The organism is Paenibacillus suaedae, from assembly GCF_032337355.1.
Taxonomy (GTDB): Bacteria; Bacillota; Bacilli; order Paenibacillales; family Paenibacillaceae; genus Paenibacillus_B; species Paenibacillus_B suaedae.
The window spans coordinates 1-22,893 of sequence record NZ_JAVYAA010000010.1 but is presented as its reverse complement, the minus strand read 5'-3'; the positions used below and the strand labels follow the sequence as shown (position 1 = coordinate 22,893).

Genomic DNA, 22,893 nt, shown 5'->3' with positions numbered 1-22,893 from the left:
TCGCACTTGCGCGTGTGTCTCTATTATACAGGGAATTCCTTCCTTCTGTTCTGGTCTTATCGATCTGTTCTGTTCACCTTCGTTTATGATGAAAAAAGAGGAGACTAATCAATTCTGCTGGAAAAACCACGACGCTCATGAAAGAAGGTTCTAGGAATGAACAGAAACACTATATTAACGGGTATCACCTATTGTTTGATTCCTGTGCTGGCGTGGGGAGGCATGTTTCCCGTCATGCAAGTTGCCTTGAAGGTTCTCGATCCGTTCTATTTCACGACGATTCGCTACATTTGGGCTGGCCTCATTCTTTTGGGAATGCTGATCGTTTTCGAAGGGAAGGACGTGCTCCGATTGGAGGGACAATCGTGGAAATTATTATTTTTTGGCGCTGTAGGGTTTTCGGGATTCGGCTTTCTTACCTTTGTCGGACAACAGCTCAGCGGATCGTCAGGCGCAATCATTGCCTCCGTTATCATGGCGTTAATGCCATTAATGACGACATGCGTAAATTGGGCTGTGCATAAAAGCAAACCCAAGCTATCTACTTTTGTTTCCATTTTCATTGCGCTTTCAGGCGCGCTGCTGGTCATAACGAATGGAGATCCCTCCCTAATCGTACAGACCAAAGAGCACATTGGCGCCAGTCTGCTGATTATGCTCGGTGCTCTATGCTGGGTCATTTATACGTTGGGTGGCAGTAAATTTGTAGGCTGGTCGCCGCTTCGTTACACTGCTATGACAACATGCTTCGGAGCCTTGATGAATATTTTAATCGTGCTGTCGGCAACGGTCTTCGGAGCCTTGACGATGCCAAGCGCGAAGATGATCGGAAGCACAGGGGCGGAACTACTGTATATGATCCTGATCGCAGGCGTACTTGCCGTGCTCACATGGAACGTCGGCAATAAAATGTTGAAGCCAGAGAACGGCATGTTATTTATGAATATCGTCCCTGTTACGACAGTCACGATCAGTGCCCTCCAGGGAGTTGAAGTCGGAAGATTGCAGTTGGCAGGGATATTCATCGTGATCATCGCTCTAGTGATGAATAATTTGTTCCAGAGACAGAGGAAAGAAGCGGGTGAATATGCAAAATGACCATTCTTGAGCATTATCGGAGAGTGCTGAACGGAGAATTGGAGCAGTCTCCCGTCGAGAGCCTTATGGGACTGAAGTTAATTAGCGTAGAAGAGGGCGAGGCCACGTATGAAATGCAGGCTTCGGAACAACACGCGAATCCGCAAGGCACATGCAATGGCGGCATCATCGGCATTCTTGCGGACATGGCCATGGGTATTGCCTACGGCTCTACCTTGCAAGAAGACGAAACCTTCACCACGATCGAGATGAAAGTAAACTTTTTTAAACCTGTATGGAAATCCAAAATAAAGGCCCATGCTACGCTGTATAAGCGAGGACAGACCATCGGGTTTATCCACTGCGATATTACTGACGAGAACGGTAAACTTATCGCTCATGCCTCAAGCACTTGTATGACATTAAGGGGCGATAAGGCGCAAGGCAGGTAAGCCACAAGACATGCCCATGAAATGAGAAGCGATGGCTTTAATGACTCGCTGTGTATCTGATGACAGGATAGGTGCAGTAGGCGACGAACCTTTACAAGAGGAGGGAACATAGCATGCTTGAAACAGTGCTCACGATTACTTCGATGCAGACGCCCGAAGAAGCTCGGGCCTTCAAAACACTTAACGAAGAATGGATCGCCCGAATCTTCACCGTCGAAGAGGCGGATCGGGTGATCCTCGATAACCCGGTGGAGAATATCGTGAACAGAGGAGGAGACGTGCTCATCGCACGCGATAGCGATTCGATCGTCGGATGCGTTGCACTTGTACCGACTGGTGCTGGGGTGTTCGAGCTCTCAAAGATGAGCGTTACACCCGAGTTGAGAGGGCGCGGATACGGACGGGAAATCATCCATGCCGCCATTAACCGCGCACGCGGACTTGGCGCGACATCGATCTTTTTGGGCAGCAGCACCAAGCTGCCGGACGCCATTCATCTATACGAATCGGTTGGATTCAAGCGTGTTCCTGTCGAGCAGATCGGACCCATGCCCTATGTAAGAGCGGATGTGTTTATGGATCTGGAACTAAAGTGAATACGGAGACAAAATTAACATTGGAAAAAAGAGTGGAACCATGTAATTGTGCCGACCAAATAAAATTACAGGTCGGCACAATTTTTTTCTTGTGGAAACCCATTACTACCATAAAAAAACTAGTCACGCCAACGTCTTTGGGACGGATTTAATAAGCGATGCCGACACGGCTATTCTCATATCCTTCTTTATTTATCAAAGACCAGGCAAAATGAGCAGTATCGCCCACTGTAATTTTCGATCCGTTCAATGGCAGCACATCTACCTCAGTTCGGTACATGCCCGTTTTTTCGCCATCGATTAAATGGGTAGGACAAATAATCTTCCAGCATAGCCCACTATTTTTTAAGGCTAGATAAGCAGCTAAATGATCTTCGGCAGCTGTGGTACTTCTTCTTTTTGATTCTTCCGATTGGAACCGATAGATGTTCGGATTTGTGCGAGCTTGTAAAATACCCGCTGTTCCAATTGTAACGATTCGGCTTATCCCCTCTTTTTTCATATTTTTAATAATGGTTTGCATACTTTTCGACAACGTGCCATTCCCATCTGTTCCAAGAGCACTTATAACGATATCAACTTCCTTTAACGCCTTCTTCACATCATGTTCATCTAATACATTTCCCTCGATGATCTGTAGATTCCTATGCGAAACTGCAAGCTTATTCTGATCACGCACTAAGACCGTAATATCATGCGAATCGTGTAATGCTAGTTTCAGCAGCTCTGATCCAACTCTCCCAGTTGATCCCAATATACATATTTTCATTTTTCCTTCTCCCTTACTCTCTATTCTTTCTTTAAAAGTGGTAGAGACCGTTGGTTCATGCCATGGGCCAGATGATGAAGACCTTGCAAAGCAAAGCAGCATCTGAATGTGCCTATTTTGATAGCGGACACGTTTGAATCATCTCAATAAACCCGCATGCTGCCATGGAAAGCGGCATGTTGCGCATAATCATAATCCCCACGTGAGATGGCGGCAGCCGCACGTCCAATTGAATCTCGAAGAGGGTACCCTCCTCCAGCTCTTTCGACACAAATTCTCTCGTCACGTATGAAATTCCGAGTCCTTTTCGAGCAAACTCGATGAGAAGATCCACGCTTCCGACCTCAATTTTAGGTGCGAGCTTATAGCCGTAGCTTTGAAATAATTCCGTAATGGTCATTCGTGCCCTGCTATTGCGCGAGAACAGGATAATTGGGTACTGGAGCAGCATATCCAGCGTTAAAACCGCATCCTTGAGCTCGGCATAACGTGTCCCCGCTACGAAGCATTCCTGCAACTGGAAAGTCTCCCTCACTTCAAGTTGGGTATCGACGATAGGCATACGGATGACGCCTAAATCAATTTTCCCTTCTTTTAAGAAGGAGATGATTTCCGGCGTAGTTCCATGATTCAGGTGAAGTCTGATCCCGGGATGCTTCTCATGAAAGTCCTCTAAGTAAGGGAGCAAATAGTGCTTGAACAGCGAATCGCTTCCGCCGATCCGCAGCTCGCCGCTGTCCAGATTTTTAAGTGCTTCCATTTTTTCTTCGGCCAACGATATTAAGATCTGTGACTGCTCAATATAGGAATACAGGATGGTGCCTTCTCTCGTCAGCCCAACGCCCTTGGAATTCCGGTAAAACAAAGTGACGCCAAAGCTGTTTTCAAGCTGTTTGATGGCGTGGCTGACGCTAGGTTGGGTTAGAAATAAGGCCTTGGCAGCCTGAGTCAAGCTGCCTGTCTTCGCAGCCCAATAAAAAACCTTGTACAATTCGTAATTAATACTCATAGATGTGGTCTATAGCTCCTGTGAAATATATTTATTACTTGTATAGATGATATTCGTATTATAGTGGAACTACGAAATAGAAACCAGAGCTTGATTAAGAGAGCGCTGCTTGAAGGAGAGAGAAACATGGAGCCGACCACTTTTGTTTTGTTTGGAGCGACAGGGGATTTAGCCAAAAGAAAAATATACCCTGCCCTTTACAACTTGTATATCGATCGGAAGCTGCCACAATCATTCTCCTTATTTGGTCTTGGGAGAAGAGAATTGTCTGATGAATCGTTTCAGGCAAATGTCGAGCAGTCTATCCGTACTTTTTCCAGACGTGAAGCGAACAATTCTGCGCTAATCAAAGAATTTGTGAGCTTATTCCGTTACAGCGTTCTTCATATAGATCGCAAAGAAGATTATAGGAAGCTGCTGCAACTGATTGAACAGAGGGAAGAAGAGCTGCAAATTCCACCGAATCGCCTGTTTTATTTATCTGTCGGACCTGAATTTTTTGAAACAATCACAGCGAGCATTAAGGAAAGCGGGCTTGGTTCCGCGAATGGCTGGAAGCGTCTCGTGATCGAGAAGCCTTTCGGCCATGATTTGAAATCTGCTCGTGATTTAAATCAGAAGCTGAGCCAAGCTTTTGCGGATCATGAAATTTACCGAATCGATCATTATCTCGGCAAGCCGCTGATCCAGAAGCTTGAGATTTTGCAGCAGAATCCGGTTCTTAATGCCTTATGGACGAATCGTTACATTGCCAACGTGCAAATTACGGCAAACGAGACCGTCGGCGTAGAAGAAAGAGCGGGTTATTACGATCATGTAGGCGCCGTAAGAGACATGTTCCAAAACCATATGCTGCAATTACTGATGATGCTGACGAGTCATCTTCCAATCAACAGCGACTCGGAAATGGTGCGTTTTAAGAAGAAAAAGGTGATGGAAGCTCTAGAGCCACTGCATAAAGAGGAAGTGAGCGCGAGCATTATCCGCGGGCAGTACAAGGCAGGAACCATTCAAGGTGAGCCGGTAATCGGCTATATCTCCGAACCAGGTATCGCATCTACTTCTATGAACGATACGTTTATTGCCGCTAAATTGGAGATCAATGATTTCTTTTGGCGCGGAGTTCCTTTTTATATCCGTACAGGCAAACGAATGAAAGAGAAATCAACGCGGATTGTAATTGAGTTCAAAGATCTGTTAACGAAGTCCTCACAGGCAAATACAGTAGGAAAATCGCCTAACCTTCTGGTATTTGAAATTAGTCCTAACGAGGGCATTACGCTGCAATTAAATACAAGAGATCCTTTGCATAAAGGGGAGTTCAAGCCCCTTCAGATGAACTTTCATGAGAGCAAGGGCGATGTTCCCGAGGCTTACGAAAATTTGATTTACGATGCATTGCAAGGAGATCCTACGTACTTCGCACATTGGGATGAAGTCGAATTGTCGTGGCAATGGGTTCAACCGATCCTGGAAGCATTCGAGGAGAATCTGGTTCCGCTTCATCGGTATGAAGCGGGTACTTATGGACCTGCCGAATCCGATGCGTTGTTGGCGCAGGATGGCTATCATTGGTGGTTCGATGACAAATCAGAAGGAAATATTAAAGCGGAAGAAGGAGAACAATATGCTTACCAAGGAAACCATTGATCAATTATCCATCGATACGATCCGAACATTGTCTATCGATGCTATCAACCGTGCCAATTCAGGTCATCCAGGACTGCCTATGGGGGCAGCACCAATGGCATACGCCCTTTGGTCCAGACTGTTAAATCACAATCCCGGCCATGCTAAATGGTTTAACCGCGACCGCTTCGTTCTGTCTGCGGGTCACGGATCAGCATTGCTATACAGCCTGCTGCATTTGTCGGGATATCAGGTATCGCTTGATGATTTAAAACAGTTTCGCAAGCTGAACAGCAAAACGCCGGGGCATCCCGAATATGGGCATACAGATGGCGTAGAAGCGACAACTGGGCCTCTGGGACAAGGGTTGGCAATGGCAGTTGGGATGGCGATGGCCGAAGCACATTTGGCCTCGAAATTCAATCAAGACGGATTCCCAGTAATCGATCATTATACGTATGCGCTTGTGGGAGACGGCTGCTTGATGGAAGGAATCTCTTACGAGGCAATGTCCATGGCAGGACATATGAAGCTTGGGAAATTAGTCGTATTGTATGATTCCAACGATATATCGTTGGACGGAGCGACTAACCTTTCCTTCGGCGAAAATATGCAAAAAAGAGCGGAATCGGCCAATTGGCAATATATCCGGGTCGATGACGGCAATGACATTTCCCGGATTGCCGAAGCGATCGCCGCAGCCAAGCAAAACGATGCGCAGCCGACGCTAATCGAAATTCGGACGATTATCGGTTACGGCAGCAAGGTAGCGGGAACGAATAAAGTACACGGCAATCCGCTTGGCAAAGAAGAAGCGAAGGCGACCAAGGAAGCTTACGGATGGAAGTATGAGGAAGAGTTCGCCGTTCCGGAAGAAGTCAAAGCGCATTTCGAGCAGTTGAAACGCAAGGGCGAGGCCAAAGAAGAAGCGTGGAACAAATTGGTCACTGCCTATAAAGCGCAATATCCTGCGGAGGGTAAGGAGCTTGAGCAAGTCATCGACGGCTCCGTGTCGATTGAGGCCGCGGATATCCTTACGTTCGACACTTCCAAATCGATTTCTACCCGTGTAGCAAGTGGCGAAGCGATAAATCATTACGTAAAAACCGTTCCTTCGATTTTTGGAGGAAGTGCGGATTTATCGCATTCGACGATGACGGACATCAAAGGAGAGCAAAAGTTTGCGGTGGAGTCTTACTCGGGACGCAATATCTACTTTGGCGTCCGTGAGCACGCTATGGGTGCAGCCGGCAATGGCATGGCCCTGCATGGAGGTGTAAAACCATTCGTAAGCACCTTCTTCGTATTCAGCGATTATTTGCGCCCGTCTATTCGTTTGGCTGCACTACAAAAACTGCCTGTGATTTATGTGTTTACCCATGATTCCATTGCTGTTGGGGAAGATGGACCTACGCATGAACCCGTCGAGCACTTGGCTGCGCTGCGCACCATTCCAGGACTTACGGTCATTCGTCCGACCGATGCCAATGAAACGGCAAGCGCATGGGCGTATGCTCTACAGCAAAATGAAGGCCCGGTAGCCTTGGTGCTAAGCAGACAAAATCTGCCTGTATATGAAGCGACCAAGGCCAATGTTGAAGGGGTAGCCAAAGGCGCTTATGTCTTGAGCGAAACGGGCGGTCAGCCGGATGTCCTCCTAATCGGAACCGGATCCGAGGTTTCTCTGGCCATGAACGCCAAGGCGGAGTTGGAGCGGGACAATATTTCCGTACGCGTCGTTGCCATGCCGAGCAGAGAGCTGTTCGATCGTCAACCCGATGAGTACAAGCAGAGTGTTCTTCCTAATTCCGTTACGAAGCGGGTGGCCATTGAAGCTGGCATTTCGTTAGGCTGGGATCGTTACACGGGACCAGGCGGAAAAGTACTGTCGATCGATACATTTGGCGCATCCGGATCTGGTACGGAGGTTATGGAATACTTTGGTTTCTCCGTCAATCAAGTGGTTCGCCTTGCGAAGGAATTAATGAATTAATAATAAATTAGCAACAAAATAATGGAGGAGGTACTTACCTATGAAATTCTTTATCGATACTGCAAATGTGGAAGACATCAAAAAAGCATATAAAATCGGCATCTTATCCGGTGTTACGACGAATCCGTCGTTGGTTGCCAAGGAAGGTGTGAAATTTGAAGATCGAATCGCCGAGATTTTGCGGGAAGTACCCGGAGTTGAATCGGTCTCCGCTGAAGTAACGCCTGATGCGGTGACAGCTGAAGAGATGATCGCGCAAGCGAACGAACTAATCAAAATCAACAATAATGACAAAAACATCACGATCAAGCTTCCGATGACGCTGGCTGGGCTTGAAGCTTGCCGCTACTTGAGCGACAAAGGTGTGAAAACGAACGTGACGCTGATTTTCACCGTGAACCAAGCTTTGCTGGCCGCTCGTGCAGGTGCGACCTATGTCTCGCCATTCCTTGGCCGCTTGGATGATATATCGGAAGATGGCGTCCAGCTTGTCACGAAAGTCGCTGAATTGTTCCGGGTGCATAACCTAGACACGCAAATTATCGCGGCATCCGTCCGCCATCCGGATCACGTAACGCGCGTAGCAATGGCAGGCGCGCATATTGCCACGATTCCATTTGCGGTGATCGAACAAATTTCCAAGCATCCGTTGACGGATCAAGGTATGGATAAATTCGCTGCCGATTGGAAAAAAACAGCTAAGCTTTAAGTTACGCTTAAAATAAACAAGATCAATATGTTTGCGCTGCTGGGTAAGCCTGGTTTCGAAGCGCAGAAAGCCGGGCTCATCAAACGTTTATCTACAAAGAGAGAGAAATGACAGGGAGGGAATTGCAATGAAAAAACAGCAAATCGGCGTGGTCGGCTTAGCCGTTATGGGGAAAAACCTGGCCTTAAATATAGAAAACAAAGGGTTCTCGGTTGCGGTATACAATCGTTCGCCAGAGAAAACGAATGAGCTTCTGGAGGAGGCGCAAGGCAAGAATTTCGTCGGCACGTACAGTGTCGAAGAATTCGTCCAATCGCTCGAGACGCCGCGGAAAATTCTAATTATGGTCAAAGCGGGACAACCGACAGACGATACCATCAATCAGCTAGTTCCTTACCTGAGTCAAGGGGATATTCTTATCGACGGCGGGAACGCCTATTTCCCTGATACGCAAAGAAGAAATAAAGAGCTGCAAGCCAAGGGATTCCGTTTTATTGGCGCAGGTGTCTCGGGCGGCGAAGAGGGAGCGCTAAACGGCCCCGCGATTATGCCGGGCGGGCAAAAAGAGGCGTATGAACTGGTAGAGCCAATCCTGACCGCCATTTCGGCCAAAGTGAACGGCGATCCCTGCTCGACTTATATCGGAGAAGACGGTGCCGGCCATTATGTCAAAATGGTGCACAACGGCATTGAATACGGCGATATGCAGCTCATCGGCGAAGCGTATCATCTGCTCAAAGATGTATTGAACGTAAATACCGAGCAGCTGCATGACATTTTCTCCGAATGGAACAAAGGCGAACTGGATAGTTATTTGATTGAAATAACAGCCGATATTTTCTCGAAGACTGATCCGGAGACCGGCAAGCCAATGGTGGATGTCATCCTCGATTCGGCAGGACAGAAAGGAACGGGGAAATGGACGAGCCAAAGTGCATTGGATTTAGGAGTTCCATTGTCCATTATTACTGAATCTGTCTTTGCACGATTTATCTCCGCTATGAAAGAAGAACGCGTGGCAGCAAGCAAGCAGCTGAAAGGCCCCGCGGCGTCAAGCTACGACGGCGATCCCAATGAATTCATCGAAGCCGTTCGCAAAGCTTTGTATGCCAGCAAAATCGCTTCGTATGCGCAAGGCTTTGCGCAAATGAGAGCTGCTTCCGACGCGTACAATTGGAATTTGAACTATGGCGGCATTGCGATGATCTTCCGCGGAGGATGTATTATCCGCGCAAGGTTTCTACAAAATATTAAGGATGCATATGACCGGAACCCGGATTTGAAAAACCTGTTGTTGGACGAATACTTCAGTGGGATTATTGCTAACTATCAGGATGCCTGGAGAAAAGTCGTATCGATCGCCGTAACCAGAGGGATTCCGGTTCCTGCTTTCGCTTCCGCTTTAGCTTATTATGACAGCTATCGGACAGAGAGACTGCCAGCTAATTTGCTGCAGGCACAGAGGGATTATTTTGGGGCGCATACGTTCGAGCGGCTTGATCAAAAGGGAAGCTTTCACTTTCAGTGGATGGAAAATAACGAACAATAAGTGATTTAATATTGTGTAGTAATCCTTTAAACCTTAAATAAAAGAATAATTCAATAGAGTATGTTAAGAGCGTGTTTTGATCAATCTTTTTCAAAACACGCTCTTTCTTTGTGGTTAAGGTTATTAAGATTAATGGGGTATGTAGATTGTTTGATGTATGGATTTGGAACGTGAAAACAGAGCAAACTTTGATAAAATAAACAAACAACAGCTTGAGATAACGGGAGGTAGTTTCCAATAAACGGAGATTTCACAATGCTGCTTCAGCTCTTTGAGCGGGCAGCATTATTGCTCATTATTTTGTTTTTCTTAACTCGTATTCCGAGCTTTAAGCAGATTCTGCAGAAGGAATCGCTGACAACGAAGGAGTTCGCCGTCGTGACGCTTCTGTTCTGTACTTTTGCACTATTCGGTACCTACTCAGGCATCGATGTGGAAGGCTCGCTCGTCAACGTGCGGATCATCGTAATTATGGCAGGGGGAATCTTGTTCGGGCCATGGGTCGGTCTTGTCGTGGGCGTGGTGTCCGGAATCCATCGTTATTTGATTGATATCGGCGGGGTGACCTCGATTCCATGCCTCATCACGAGTATTATTGCGGGGCTGGTATCTGGCTATATTCATCTTCGCACACCAAAGGCGAAACGTTGGTTCATCGGGATACTTGCTGGGATGGCTTGCGAAGCCTTAACGATGCTGTTGATCATATTCATGGCGCACCCTACAACCTTAGGCTATGAGATTGTATCCAGAATAGCAACACCGATGATTCTAGGGCAATTGAATGTGGGATTGATCATTTTGTTAATTCAGAATGTAGAAAGTGAGCGGGAAGGAATCGCTGCGCAGCAAGCGAAGTTGGCGTTGGACATTGCGAATAAGACATTGCCCTATTTCCGCTCCATCAATACCGAATCCTTGCACAAGATCTGTTCCATTATTAAAGAAGACATTCAAGCCGATGCGGTGGCGATTACGGATTCCTCGAGCGTGCTCGCTTACGTCGGTTTTGGGGAAGACCGCTATCAATTCCGGCATGAAATCATCAGTGATATGACCAAACAGACGATACGGAGCGGGGAATTCATGATAAGCAACCATGCGTTGGACGATGCGATGCCCGGCATTCAATCCTTGCTCATTATTCCACTGAAAGAGCGGGAAGAAGTGACGGGGACCTTGAAGATTTATTATCGGAAAGCGCATAAAATTACCTATCCGCTGCAGACTATGGCCGTCGGTTTGTCCCAGATCATCTCGACATTAATGGAAGTGTCCCGTGTGGAAGAGATTAAGGAGATGGCGAATAAAGCGGAGCTCAAAGCACTTCAGACAACCATTCAGCCTCACTTTTTGTTCAATGCGTTGAACGCGATTGGATCCTCGATCCGGACTAGACCAGATCAAGCGAGGGAGCTTATCGTCAATTTATCCGGATACTTACGTTATAATTTGGAGCTAACGGATGAATTGATCGATATCCATAAAGAGCTGGAGCAGGTTCGGAATTACGTCGAAATTGAAAAAGCACGCTTCGGAAATCGGCTGCATGTTGTCTATGATGTGGATGAAGTCGCCGTGAAGATTCCGAGTCTCATCATTCAACCGTTAGTGGAGAATGCGATTGTCCACGGTATATTGAAGGTGAAAGGGCCTGGAACAGTCACCATCTATGTCAAAGATATAGGAGATTACATTCGGATTGGTGTGCAGGATACTGGCGTGGGTATTCGTGAAGATATGATTAAACAGGTGATGGAGGAACGTGTTCCACCGAACCATATTGGTCTTTTCAATGTGCACAAGCGTGTAAAGCTCATTTTCGGGCATGGTGTTACAGTGGAGCGGCTAGATCAAGGAACGAATATCTTTTTTGACATACAGAAGGAGACACGATGAGAGCGATAATTGTAGAAGATGAAGTTTTGGCCAGTGAAGAGCTCGAATATTTGATTACCAAGCATAGCCGCATTGAAATCGTGGAGCGATTCGAGGATGGCCTTGATGTGTTTAAATTTCTGCAGGAGAAGGAAGTCGATGCGATATTTCTTGATATCAACATTCCTTCGCTGGATGGGATGCTGCTAGCGACGAATATCAGTAAGTTCGCGCATAAACCGTATGTTATTTTTACAACTGCTTATAAGGAACATGCCGCCCAAGCTTTTGAACTGGAGGCTTTTGATTATATTTTGAAGCCCTACGACGAGAACCGGATTGCCGCGATGTTGCGTAAGCTGGAGACTGCCTTCGAACGGGATGTGCAGCAAGGAGGGAGTTCAAATCCTGCGGACAGCAGGCAAAGATCTGAGGAGAAACGCATTAATTTGTTGAAAAATGATAAGTATATCGTAACGGATAGCGATGACATCTACTATGCGGAAGCGCAAGAGAAGGTGACCAACGTATTCACGAAGAGCGGTACCTACACGATGCCGATGAGTATATCGGACTTTCATGCCATGCTGCCTCAAGATCGGTTCTATCGTTGTCATCGTTCCTATTCCGTCAATCTGTCCCAAATCCATGAAATCGTTCCGTGGTTCAACAATACCTATCTGCTGCGTCTACGTGATATGGATGCCAAAGTGCCCGTCAGCAGAAGTAAAGTCAAAGAATTTAGGCAGTTGATGCATATATAAATGCAGTTCATTCCGCAATCCCGTCATTTCATGTCGCTCATGGCTCAAGTAAGCGTTTTATCTTGTAAGATAAGGGTGTAAAAGCAAAGCGTAAGAGCTTTCACTTCCCTACAGATAAAACACAACTCTTGATCATAGCAGAATGGAAAGAGGGATCTATCATGAGAACGCATCAAGCAACTGGGTCGCAAGTAAATCGATGGATGATCGTCCTTGGAACAATCATTGTACAAATGGGATTAGGAACCATATATACGTGGAGTTTATTTAATCAGCCGTTAGCTGACAAGTTTGGATGGGAGCTTAGCTCCGTATCGATTACATTTTCCATCACTAGTTTTGCACTGGCTTTCTCGACATTGTTCGCTGGTAAGATTCAGGATCGTATCGGAATTCGGCGTATGACAATGATTGCAGGTGCTATTCTCGGTGCAGGGCTAATCGCTAGCTCACAGGTTTCATCGTTGTGGATGTTATACTTACTTGCTGGTGTGGTTGTTGGTTTTGCGGATGGCACAGCATACATCACATCACTATCGAATTTAATTAAATGGTTTCCTGAACGCAAAGGATTAATATCGGGGATCTCGGTGGGGGCTTTTGGGACAGGCAGCTTGGTTTTTAAATATATCAATGCGAATTTCATCAATACGATGGGTGTCTCCTATGCATTTCTGGTCTGGGGATTGATCGTGATGGTGATGGTAATTGCCGGTTCGTTCTTAATCAAAGAAGCCGTAATTACGGAAGCACCTGCAAACGCCAATACTGGGGCGCAGAGTGGGCGGAATTATACAGTCAAAGAAATGCTGCGTACGAAAGAAGCGTATATGCTCTTCATTATTTTATTCACAGCTTGTATGAGTGGATTGTACCTGATTGGTATCGTCAAAGACATCGGTGTACAGCTTGCCGGTCTTGATGTCAGCACAGCAGCGAATGCGGTAGCTATGGTGGCGATTTTCAATACGGCCGGCCGGATCATTCTCGGCGCATTGTCTGATAAAGTAGGACGTATGAAAGTTGTAGCGGGAGCGCTTTTTGCAACGGCATTGTCAGTCATGGCTTTAAACTTCGTACCTTTGAACCTGGGCATCTTCTTCACCTGTGTCGCGGTAATTGCATTCTGTTTTGGCGGTAATATCACAGTCTTCCCCGCGATTGTGGCTGACTATTTCGGATTGAAGAACCAGAGCAAAAACTACGGAATCATTTATCAAGGATTCGGGTTAGGTGCCTTGGCTGGTTCGTTCCTTAGTGCTTTGTTCGGTGGTTTTCAAATTACCTTTACAGTCATTGCGGTCTTGTGTATGCTCTCGTTCCTGATTGCGATCTTTATCTCCGTACCTAGCCAACGTAATCAGTCGAAGAAGAACCAAGAAGTGAAACCAGTAGTAAATCAAGAAGTGCTAAAACCGCGTTACAATGTGGGATAATCGCAGTGGAACCTCCTATTGATAGGAAAGGTCACTGAAAGAGTGTTAGAAAATTAAACAGGTGTCTTTCGCACAGATAAGCGGTGCAAAGACGCCTGTTTTTTTGTTACATAAGGAAATTCCATAGGTGGGAGCGCTTAGTAAGAGCAAGGTAGACCGGATAATCCAAAATAAACACCAGGGCATATTCATCGGCATATTATAGGTCAAACTGGTCACTCGATTTGGGTGGCTCGACCTTTCTATTTGTGCTGGCAAAGCCGGGATGGAGGTTTGCATGAAAGTAGTCATTCTCGCAGGAGGTTTCGGTACACGTATCAGTGAAGAATCGCATTTACGACCTAAGCCGATGATAGAGATCGGCGACGCACCGATTATATGGCATATTATGAAGATTTACTCTCATTACGGTTTCAACGAATTCATCATTTGCTGTGGGTACAAGGGATATATGATTAAAGAATACTTCGCCAACTATTATTTGCATCGCAGCGATATGACATTTGACTTTACCGCCGAGAATAAGATGATTGTACACGCGAATGTCGCGGAGCCATGGAAAGTAACCGTCGTGGATACGGGGCTCAGCACACAGACCGGAGGACGCATTAAGCGCATTGCGCCCTATATTGGCAATGAGCGATTTATGATGACCTACGGCGATGGAGTTAGTGACATTGATATAACAAAATTGGTAGAAACACACGAGAAGTCGGGTAAGACCGTCACCTTATCGGCGATTCAACCAGGTGGGCGGTTTGGCATTCTAAGCATCAATGATCGTGATGGGACAGTAACTGGTTTTCGCGAAAAAGTGCAGGAAGACGGCGGTTGGATAAACGCAGGGTTCATGGTGATGGAACCTGAAGTCTTTGATTATATAGATGATGATTCAACGATTTTGGAGCGAAGCTCGCTAGAACGCTTGAGTGCAGATGGCAAGCTCGGTGTATATAAGCATCACAATTTCTGGGCCTGCATGGATACGGCTCGGGATAAAGGCGTGCTCGAAGCGGCTTGGACGAGCGGGAATGCGAAGTGGAGAGTATGGGGGTAATGGCGCGGAGATGTTCTATACCGGCTTAGGGGGCCATATATATGCTCTTGAGCCAGATGGGGAAGCAGGGGGAACCCTTGAAGGCGCTATACGGTTCCGTAGAATTGCAGGGGACAATACTCGGTCTTCCAAATGAATATAAATTCGTGCTCCGTCAACATGAGAATGGATACTTTGACGCCGTATTGGATGCGGTAAAGGAGGAGCGAAGGAAATGCGTATCGCCGTATTCGGACTTGGATTTGTGGGGCTAACTACTGCGCTCGGTTTTGCGGACAAAGGTTTCTCTGTACGCGGTTATGACATTAACAAAGAGCGATGTGCAGAGATAGTCGGTGGAAAAGTCTCATTTTTCGAGCCAGAACTGGACAACGCGCTCATACGAAATCTAGGCAGAACATTCACCATAGCGGACAGTGCAGTAGACGCAGCGTATAGGAGCGACATCTGTTTTTTCTGCGTCGGAACGCCGGGGCTGCCTGACGGTAGCGTTGATTTGACACATTTATTAGCTGCGATTGACAGCGCTCTTGCAACAGTCTCCAACGACTGTGTGCTTGTCGTGAAATCGACGATTCCGCCGGGAACGCTTAACGAACGAATCACGCCGCATGTCCGTGCGAAGGGAGCGAACAATCCGGTTGCGGTTAACCCGGAGTTTTTGCGTGAGGGCAAGTGCTGGGATGATTTTATGAACGCCGACCGAATTGTATGTGGTGTGACCGACGATGCAGCAAAGAATGTGCTCTCGGAGCTCTATATGCCGTTTGGCGCACCGCTTCATTTTGTAGAGCCTAACACGGCTGAGTATATAAAATATTTATCTAACTCCTTGCTTGCAGCGCTGATCAGCTACTCGAATGAAATGGCTCTACTCGCAGATGCGGTCGGTGGTATCGATACGGCAAGGGCGTTTCGCATTTTGCATGAGGATAGACGGATTGCCAACTCAGGAATCAACAGCTACATATATCCCGGCTGTGGTTACGGCGGGTATTGCCTGCCCAAAGACATAGCAGCCCTTGACGCTGTCGCACGAAATAGAGGATTCACGCCGCGAATATTGGAAGGCGTAATCTCCCTGAATAACGAAATGCCGGAACGGACTGCGCGAAAAATCGCCCGTGCGTCAGGTGAGAAAACCGAGAAAATCGGTATCCTCGGCCTGTCGTTCAAACCAGGTGTTGATGACGTTCGCGACAGCCCGGCGGCGAAGATCATCGCCGCGCTGACACAGGGCGGTTATGCTAGCATCTATACCTACGACCCACTTGCCATGCGAGAGTTTCAGAAAACGTACAGACTTCCCATCACTTATTGCGTGTCGGTGCAAGAGGTGTGCGAAACTTGCGCCACGGTAGCGCTTGTGACTGCTTGGGAAGAATTTAAAGGAATGGATAAAGCCTTTCCGGACACACGCTTCGTCGATTGCAGATATTTCTTAGGGAATTAAGAATTAAGTGTTAATTTGGCGGGTGAACCATATGGCGGAAAATCGAATTCTATTAGAAGACTTACGGTGCATCGCAGAGGGACTAACAGAGTGCGAGCGCAGCACATTGTCAGGTAGAAACATATTCATAACGGGCTTTGCTGGTTCCCTTGGATTTATGCTGGTGCAGTTTTTTGCCCATTACGGACAGACACTTGGTGTGAAACGGGTTTACGTGCTTGATAACTATATTTTCGGAAAGCCCAAGTGGGTTCACGAAATAGAATGCCATCCCCTGTTTACGGTGCGCGAGGGCGACGTCACTCAGGAGGATTTTTCGTTTGCCGGTGACGCTGATCTTATTTTTCATATGGCGTCGCTTGCGTCTCCCGTTTACTACCGATTGTATCCCATCGAAACGATGGACGCCGACGTTATCGGACTGCGGCGCCTGCTTGACTTTTTCAGCAACAGAGGCATTTTCAATTTGTTGTTTTACTCCACCAGCGAGATTTATGGCGATCCTGATCCCAAAATGGTGCCAACGCCAGAAAGCTATTGGGGCAACGTTAACAGCTCCGGCCCGCGCTCTTGCTATGATGAATCCAAGCGGTACGCTGAGACGCTTTGTTATCATTTCCATTATCAGAAAGGCTTCCACGTAACTGTAGTGCGCCCGTTCAACAGCTTCGGACCCGGGCTGCGAACAAACGATAAACGCGCTCCGGCGGATTTCGCGATGAATATTTTGCGGAACGAACCGCTTGTCTTGTACAGCGATGGCAAAGCGACTCGTACCTTCAGTTATGCTTCGGATACAACGCTCGCTTCGCTAAAATGTGCGTTGTACGCGAGATACGACATCTTCAATATCGGCAGCGACGCGGAAGAAATGACGATTCGGGAATTAGCGGAGATATACCGTTCCGTCGGGAATAACATCTTTGGATATAAGGGGAGCATCATGTTTCGTGAGCATACGGACAAACATTACAATACAGACAACCCACAGCGCCGCCGTCCAGATTTGACCAAAATAAAAACAGTACTGAATTTCACGCCATTCGTGGATACGCGGACGGGTGTAGAACGGTATTTGAGGTACTTAGGGATGCACGGGAATGATGACAATGGTTCTTAGAAGAGGTGTAATATGCGGATATTTGGGCAGAGGCCGCTTGTTAGCTTTATCGTAAGCGTATTTAATTTAGAGCGTTACATTGGTGCATGTTTGGACAGCATCATTACTCAGCCCTTTGATGATTATGAGATCGTTTTGGTCAATAACAACTCTACTGACAGGAGCGATGCGATTTGCAGAGAATACGCAGCTCATCATAAACAGATACGATATTACGAGTTGATCGGTGAGCCGGTTTTCGGCAAGGCAGTCATGTACGGCACCCAAAAAGCGCGGGGGCAATACATGCATTATGTAGATGGCGACGATATGTTGGCTCCGGGCGCGTATGGCGAAATCTTGGATATTTTACGAAATCAGGCTCCCGATGTGCTTTTCGGGCGGTTCAGTACGGTTTTAGAGGAAAGCATCATTAATTTTACGGACACATCTTATCCAACCGAACGCATTAACGGGTGCAGCAAGGAGCAAGTCCTTGAATATCTGACTGAAGCACAGCCGTTCAATGTGGCAACGTGGCGGCTGATATTTTCGCGAAAATTACGGGAGCGTTATCGTGTGTCCATAAAGCATGTAAAGACGCCAGTATATATTTATCATGATGTCTACGTATCGATCCGTACATTGCTCTCGGCGCGCTCGGTATACTACGTTGATACACCGATTTATTTGTACCGTGTCCGTTCGTCATCGATATCGAGGATCACCGCGGCGGGTACTGTTTCGGAGTGCAGCAAGCTTTTGCTCTCTTTGGGATGGTTGATGCGGTACAAGGCAAAAACGGAGCAAGAGCGTGGCTTTGTCCGCGTCTATATGGAGCAATTTCGTTATCAACTCGTTGCCGCGTTATGCATCGTTAGCAAGCAAATAACCGAAAGCGCTGCCGAGATCGATAACTATGTGAAGCAACAAAATAAACGGAAAGTTACGCCTACACCCTCAGAAGACTGCAGCTGTTCTATAATTGATACACTGTTAGTAGAAGGTGCTGCAGCGGGCCTTGCCAGTTTGCGGGAGCAAAACTTTACCATCGTTGAGCAAATAGTTAGGATGGCTTTAGCAAAGGGGGGAGATATATATCTTGCTCCGACCGGCCATATTGGCTTACATTTGAAAACTGCTTTTGAGACATGTGGCCTTTCTGTTTCCGGTTTTTTTGACAACGATGTACAAAAAGACGGAATGTTAGCGGATGGAATTCCTGTTCGCCTTCCTGGCGCTGTAACGGAGATAGATAGTGATAAGCCCATAACGATCCTGATAGGGTCTGGATACCAAAATGTGCGGGAAGAACTCAGGGGGCAGTTTATCGCACTTGGTATTGACGAGAGCGATTTGTTTATCATCGAATTTTAACATCTGGAGGTTCCTATGTCGTCTATTAGCGTTATCTTGCTTACATACAACCGTGAGCAGTATCTACCAGACATGCTGGACTCCTTACGGAATCAGACATTCGATGATTATGAGCTGATTCTAGTCAACAATGGTTCGACCGATGGTACAGCGGAAATCTGTGCGGCTTATGCGGAAGCGGATGCGCGGGTAAAACTAGTAACAATTCGGCAAAACATCGGCGCATCCTTTGGACGCAACAGCGGTCTTGCTGTCGCTGTGGGTGAATACGTCTTATTTGTGGATGACGACGATCGGTGCGAGCCATCGATGCTCTCGTTTCTCGCCAATCTTGCACGCGAAGAGAATGCCGATATTGCTATGTGCGGCAGCTATAACGATTTAGGGGACAGGCTGGAACCATACTTCATTTGTAATGAGCGGTTTGTTTTTGACCGATTGCAAGGATTAAGAGAGTTATTGAACCGTCGGCTTTACAATGCCGCTCCACCGACTAAGCTCTTTCGGCGCAGTTTGTGGACGGGTCTGTCATTTCCAGACAATGTGCTGGTGGACGATATTCACGTTATCTACAAGGTATTTGAGCGGGCGCAGCGAATAGCCGTGTGGAATATCGCGATGTATGTTTTCAGGAAACACACGTCCAACATGACGGCGTTAGTACATAACAAGCAGATGACGCCGGAGTTGCTTGATGAATATTTGGCGATGTATCACACGCGGGCAGAATATCTCTCCACACGTGCACCGGAAATTGCCCAAGATATTGAAAATTCTTTGCTCGCTTTTATGCAAAGCATGTGTGAGAATATCATATCCAACTGCTTACCAGGCTGTGAGAAGCAACTAACATATATGACGAAATACTTAGCTAATAAGGGTGAGGATTACAAAGCGGTCATCAGAAAAGATACGGAAAACGATCCAAAGTGATATCATGAATCAACTCCTCCTACTCAATTGCCTGTGCAAAGGGTACGCGCTTTTGCGGGAACCAGAAGGATCGTCCTTTATGAGAAAGAAACATTCTGTAAACATGCACATAATCTATAGAAGCTGGAAAAAGTCCCGCGAAGTCATGAAACTATTTTTAAATGCATAGGGGATGATTTGTAGCTTGAATACGTGCATTTTCTACACATACGCTTATAATGCGAAAAAAACGATAGCGCGCGCGATTGAAAGCGTTCTGGCCCAGACTGAGCTGAACTGGGTGTGGTATCTGTTGGATAATGCCGCCACAGATGGAACAGGTAAAATCATAGAACAATATGCGTCCAAAGATTCGCGGATTAATGCGCTTAGAAACAAGCAGAATCATGTTCATGAAAAGGGGAATAGTTGGGCAGAAATCATCGGGAATTACGATGATTCCGATTATCTCTGTTTTCTCGATGCAGACGATGAATACAAACCGAATTTCTTGACGAACATGGTACGGTTTATATCGAATTACGATCTTGATGTCGTCGCTTGCGGAAATGATTATATCGATGAGACGAACAAAAATCTGCTTGGTATTCGCAAATTGGATCATAACCTCATATTAGATTCACCAGCTATGTTTGGCACCTATTTTCCTACGTATCATCAGTTTATGAGAACCGTATGGTGTAAACTTTACAAAGTGTCGGTTTTGCGCAAATTTGATTTTTCACGTATGCCAAATATACATTATGGGTATGATACCCTGTTTGCAATTGAAAACTTTCGTAATGCCAGCCGTGTCGGCATCCTTGCAGACTCATTACACAAATACTATGTTTATCCACGCTCTTCCTCGCATCAGTTGGACGCTACCCGTATGACTTGCGACCGAATACTTGACGATACAGCACGTGCGTTTCTGATTGACAAGTGCGGGGCAATCAGCCCACAGAACCACCAATTTCTTCAGCTTGTCTACTATAACGGAATTATTGACACGATAGTCGTTCTACTTCATGTTACCTTGTCCCACCATTCAAAACTGCGAAACCTATTTGATTTATTAACTCACAAAAAAACCAAGGAATTGTTCCAACAGAGCGATATTCCGGATGAAGAGCTTGATGTGAAGCTGCGCACTCCAGTTGTAAAATGGCTTCTCGCACAAAAAAAATACCGAAACCTGAATAGCGCTGAAATGACAGTTGAAATTCTTGTAGCTATTTATCCACACTTATCTCCATTCATTAAAAAAGAAGCGCTGGAGTATGTACTATTAAAAATGCCTGATATGATCCCATCTATTCTTCGAAAAGATTACAACCGCATGATTGAGCGTTTTCAATATTGGACTAAAAACCGTGATGTAGACGAGCCTTTGTTAACAGAAATGGAAATCATGGCGTATCGCGCCGTAAATAAACCGGATGACCAGCTATTTTTGCTTTTTTTGGACATCAAAAAGAAGCGACCTTTATCGTCAGAAAAATTGAAAATTGATACGCAACTTGCCAATCTACTCACAAAGTATCCGTTGCTCCAAAATGTCAGTGCCGAGTTAGTAGCTATCTTCTCGCAAACCGTTTGTTGGATAATAAAAGGGGATCTTAGCCGTGCTTTTGATGAGTTTGTCTCTACTTCACAGCATTCGGAAATACTTCACACTGAAACCGAAGCATATATCATGTTACGCCAAAAATTATCGGCTGCTGTAGGGGACTCTTGCTAATAAAGTGGTGACTAGTGGGTACGATTAGATTTTTTAGGGAACGAATCGTCTCTTTGCATCGGAGCACGGTGAATCCTCCAAAGATGAGATTAACTACATTCAACCCGGTAACAATTGCGGTTGGCCTAAATATCATTGGAGAGCAGAACGGCCAACCGACGATCAAGAGCAGTGATCTTACTTACTTGTTTGTGAATAAATACGGACACATTCGCGACATTGTTGAAGCGCCAGACGGATCACTCTATTTCGTCACCAGTAACAATGGCGACAAAAATGGGGACGGCACCCCAGATAAACTTATTCGATTGGCACCTAACTTCTAGCGAATATGAATGTATACGACTTGGTCTGTTTAAGCTTCTAGATGAAGAATAGACCTCCTATAAAAGTAGGGGGTCTATTCTTCATTTCATATTGAAAGGAGTAGTGCGGAGCTTATTGCAATCGATAACCCGTTAGAATTCCTGTAATACGAATAATTGGGTGGTTGAACAAAAACGAGCGCCTCGGTACGATGGGGTTGTGCACGAGGTCATTGCCTCAATAATCCCATCCAGGAGGTCGCTCTACTATGAAGTTTAAGGCACAGGACAAGCAAAATCAACTCATTGAAAACATTACCGTTCATCACCTAGTCATCGGCGTAGATATCGCCCAAGAATTCCATGTGGCCCGCGCAGTCAGCTTTCGTGGAATTGCATTAGGTACACCGCTAGAGTTTGACAATCATCTTGAGGGGTTTGAGATGCTGGGACGCTGGATCCATGATCTACTCAAAGTCTACAAGCTTAACAAAGTCATTGTAGGCATGGAACCCACCGGACATTACTGGCTAAATCTCGCACGTTGGCTCTCTTCTCAGAGCATTGAGTCCGTTCTTGTTAATCCCCATCTCGTCAAAAAGAATAAGGAGAACCGTGACAATACCCCATCTAAAAGCGACCGCAAGGACGCTCTTGTCATTGCAGATATGGTCAAAAACGGGTATTACTCCCCTGTTCGTTTTCATCCAGAAGCCTACGAAGAACTGCGAATTCTCATGGCTAACCGAGACACGGTTACCAAACGGCTCAACAGCGCTGTTAACCAAATTCATCGATGGGTAGATATCGTATTCCCTGAGCTGCGCCAGGTCTTTAAGATCCTTACTTGCACAAGTGCCATTGCAACGCTCAGACTCTTCCCCTTGCCGGAGGAAATTTGTCGCTTAACAACAGAGCAGGTCCTTGCTGGATGGAAACAATATGTGAAGCGTCATGCTGGAGCTAAACGAGCGGAGCAGCTCATTGTACTAGCAAAATCCAGTGTTGGCGCCAAGCAAGCACTCCATGCCTATAAACTTCACCTGGGACAATTGCTCGAGGAATATGACTTGGCTAAGCGCCAG

At 46.3% G+C, this 22,893-nt stretch carries 20 protein-coding genes and 1 pseudogene; 19 read left to right on the top strand and 2 right to left on the bottom strand.

Annotated features, from left to right (window positions below):
* Positions 1–156 precede the first annotated feature (156 nt).
* The 3 genes from RQP50_RS27250 (at position 157) to RQP50_RS27240 (ending at position 2,125) form a co-directional block, all read left to right on the top strand.
* Positions 157–1,098 (top strand): DMT family transporter, encoded by a 942-nt coding sequence (locus tag RQP50_RS27250; protein ID WP_315747307.1) that lies wholly within the window; start codon positions 157–159, stop codon positions 1,096–1,098.
* Complete coding sequence (locus RQP50_RS27245) at positions 1,095–1,529, top strand: PaaI family thioesterase (RefSeq protein WP_268625830.1); 435 nt, start codon at positions 1,095–1,097, stop codon at positions 1,527–1,529. The genes RQP50_RS27250 and RQP50_RS27245 overlap by 4 nt, the downstream gene beginning before the upstream one ends.
* A 230-nt stretch (positions 1,530–1,759) precedes the next feature.
* Positions 1,760–2,125: a GNAT family N-acetyltransferase gene (locus tag RQP50_RS27240; RefSeq protein ID WP_315747306.1), complete on the top strand. Its 366-nt coding sequence runs from the start codon at positions 1,760–1,762 to the stop codon at positions 2,123–2,125.
* A 148-nt stretch (positions 2,126–2,273) separates the two neighbouring features.
* Here the strand turns inward: RQP50_RS27240 and RQP50_RS27235 are convergent, their stop codons facing one another.
* Positions 2,274–2,894 carry an NAD(P)-dependent oxidoreductase gene (locus RQP50_RS27235; RefSeq protein WP_315747305.1) on the bottom strand — a complete coding sequence of 207 codons (621 nt, stop codon included), beginning with the start codon at positions 2,892–2,894 and terminating at the stop codon, positions 2,274–2,276.
* Positions 2,895–3,006: 112 nt separating this feature from the next.
* Complete coding sequence (locus RQP50_RS27230; RefSeq protein ID WP_021255215.1) at positions 3,007–3,903, bottom strand: LysR family transcriptional regulator; 897 nt, start codon at positions 3,901–3,903, stop codon at positions 3,007–3,009.
* A 126-nt stretch (positions 3,904–4,029) separates the two neighbouring features.
* On the opposite strand from RQP50_RS27230, the gene zwf reads away from it, so the two are divergent.
* The 16 genes and pseudogenes from zwf to RQP50_RS27150 all read left to right on the top strand — a co-directional run.
* Positions 4,030–5,553, top strand: coding sequence for a glucose-6-phosphate dehydrogenase (zwf, locus tag RQP50_RS27225; RefSeq protein WP_315747303.1), 1,524 nt, complete (start codon positions 4,030–4,032; stop codon positions 5,551–5,553).
* Complete coding sequence (tkt, locus tag RQP50_RS27220) at positions 5,531–7,525, top strand: transketolase (RefSeq protein WP_315747387.1); 1,995 nt, start codon at positions 5,531–5,533, stop codon at positions 7,523–7,525. The genes zwf and tkt overlap by 23 nt, the downstream gene beginning before the upstream one ends.
* A gap of 40 nt (positions 7,526–7,565) precedes the next feature.
* Complete coding sequence (gene fsa / locus RQP50_RS27215; RefSeq protein ID WP_315747302.1) at positions 7,566–8,234, top strand: fructose-6-phosphate aldolase; 669 nt, start codon at positions 7,566–7,568, stop codon at positions 8,232–8,234.
* 127 nt (positions 8,235–8,361) lie between these two features.
* Positions 8,362–9,783: an NADP-dependent phosphogluconate dehydrogenase gene (gene gndA, locus RQP50_RS27210; protein WP_315747301.1), complete on the top strand. Its 1,422-nt coding sequence runs from the start codon at positions 8,362–8,364 to the stop codon at positions 9,781–9,783.
* A gap of 255 nt (positions 9,784–10,038) precedes the next feature.
* A complete protein-coding gene (locus RQP50_RS27205) occupies positions 10,039–11,682 on the top strand; it encodes a sensor histidine kinase (RefSeq protein ID WP_315747300.1) in 1,644 nt (547 codons plus the stop codon).
* On the top strand, positions 11,679–12,425 hold the full coding sequence (locus RQP50_RS27200) for a LytR/AlgR family response regulator transcription factor (RefSeq protein ID WP_315747299.1): 747 nt from the start codon (positions 11,679–11,681) through the stop codon (positions 12,423–12,425). The genes RQP50_RS27205 and RQP50_RS27200 overlap by 4 nt, the downstream gene beginning before the upstream one ends.
* 161 nt (positions 12,426–12,586) lie before the next feature.
* Positions 12,587–13,861: an L-lactate MFS transporter gene (locus tag RQP50_RS27195; RefSeq protein WP_315747298.1), complete on the top strand. Its 1,275-nt coding sequence runs from the start codon at positions 12,587–12,589 to the stop codon at positions 13,859–13,861.
* A gap of 277 nt (positions 13,862–14,138) precedes the next feature.
* A complete protein-coding gene (rfbF, locus tag RQP50_RS27190; protein ID WP_315747297.1) occupies positions 14,139–14,918 on the top strand; it encodes a glucose-1-phosphate cytidylyltransferase in 780 nt (259 codons plus the stop codon).
* 41 nt (positions 14,919–14,959) lie between these two features.
* Positions 14,960–15,172, top strand: coding sequence for a hypothetical protein (locus tag RQP50_RS27185; RefSeq protein ID WP_315747296.1), 213 nt, complete (start codon positions 14,960–14,962; stop codon positions 15,170–15,172).
* Complete coding sequence (locus tag RQP50_RS27180; RefSeq protein ID WP_315747295.1) at positions 15,133–16,371, top strand: UDP-glucose dehydrogenase family protein; 1,239 nt, start codon at positions 15,133–15,135, stop codon at positions 16,369–16,371. Before RQP50_RS27185 ends, RQP50_RS27180 begins: the two co-directional genes overlap by 40 nt.
* Before the next feature lie 31 nt (positions 16,372–16,402).
* The gene (locus RQP50_RS27175; protein ID WP_315747294.1) at positions 16,403–17,491 is read left to right on the top strand and encodes an NAD-dependent epimerase/dehydratase family protein; all 1,089 of its coding nucleotides are present in this window, start codon (positions 16,403–16,405) and stop codon (positions 17,489–17,491) included.
* A gap of 12 nt (positions 17,492–17,503) precedes the next feature.
* Positions 17,504–18,847: a glycosyltransferase family 2 protein gene (locus RQP50_RS27170; RefSeq protein WP_315747293.1), complete on the top strand. Its 1,344-nt coding sequence runs from the start codon at positions 17,504–17,506 to the stop codon at positions 18,845–18,847.
* 15 nt (positions 18,848–18,862) lie between these two features.
* Positions 18,863–19,780: a glycosyltransferase family 2 protein gene (locus RQP50_RS27165; protein ID WP_315747292.1), complete on the top strand. Its 918-nt coding sequence runs from the start codon at positions 18,863–18,865 to the stop codon at positions 19,778–19,780.
* A 184-nt stretch (positions 19,781–19,964) separates the two neighbouring features.
* Positions 19,965–21,503, top strand: a complete 1,539-nt coding sequence (locus tag RQP50_RS27160; RefSeq protein WP_315747291.1) for a glycosyltransferase family 2 protein — start codon at positions 19,965–19,967, stop codon at positions 21,501–21,503.
* Positions 21,504–21,588: 85 nt separating this feature from the next.
* Positions 21,589–21,678: pseudogene (locus RQP50_RS27155) on the top strand (hypothetical protein); the annotation flags it as partial.
* A 399-nt stretch (positions 21,679–22,077) separates the two neighbouring features.
* The coding region (locus RQP50_RS27150) for an IS110 family transposase (RefSeq protein WP_315747290.1) at positions 22,078–22,893 on the top strand (816 nt) is incomplete at its 3' end.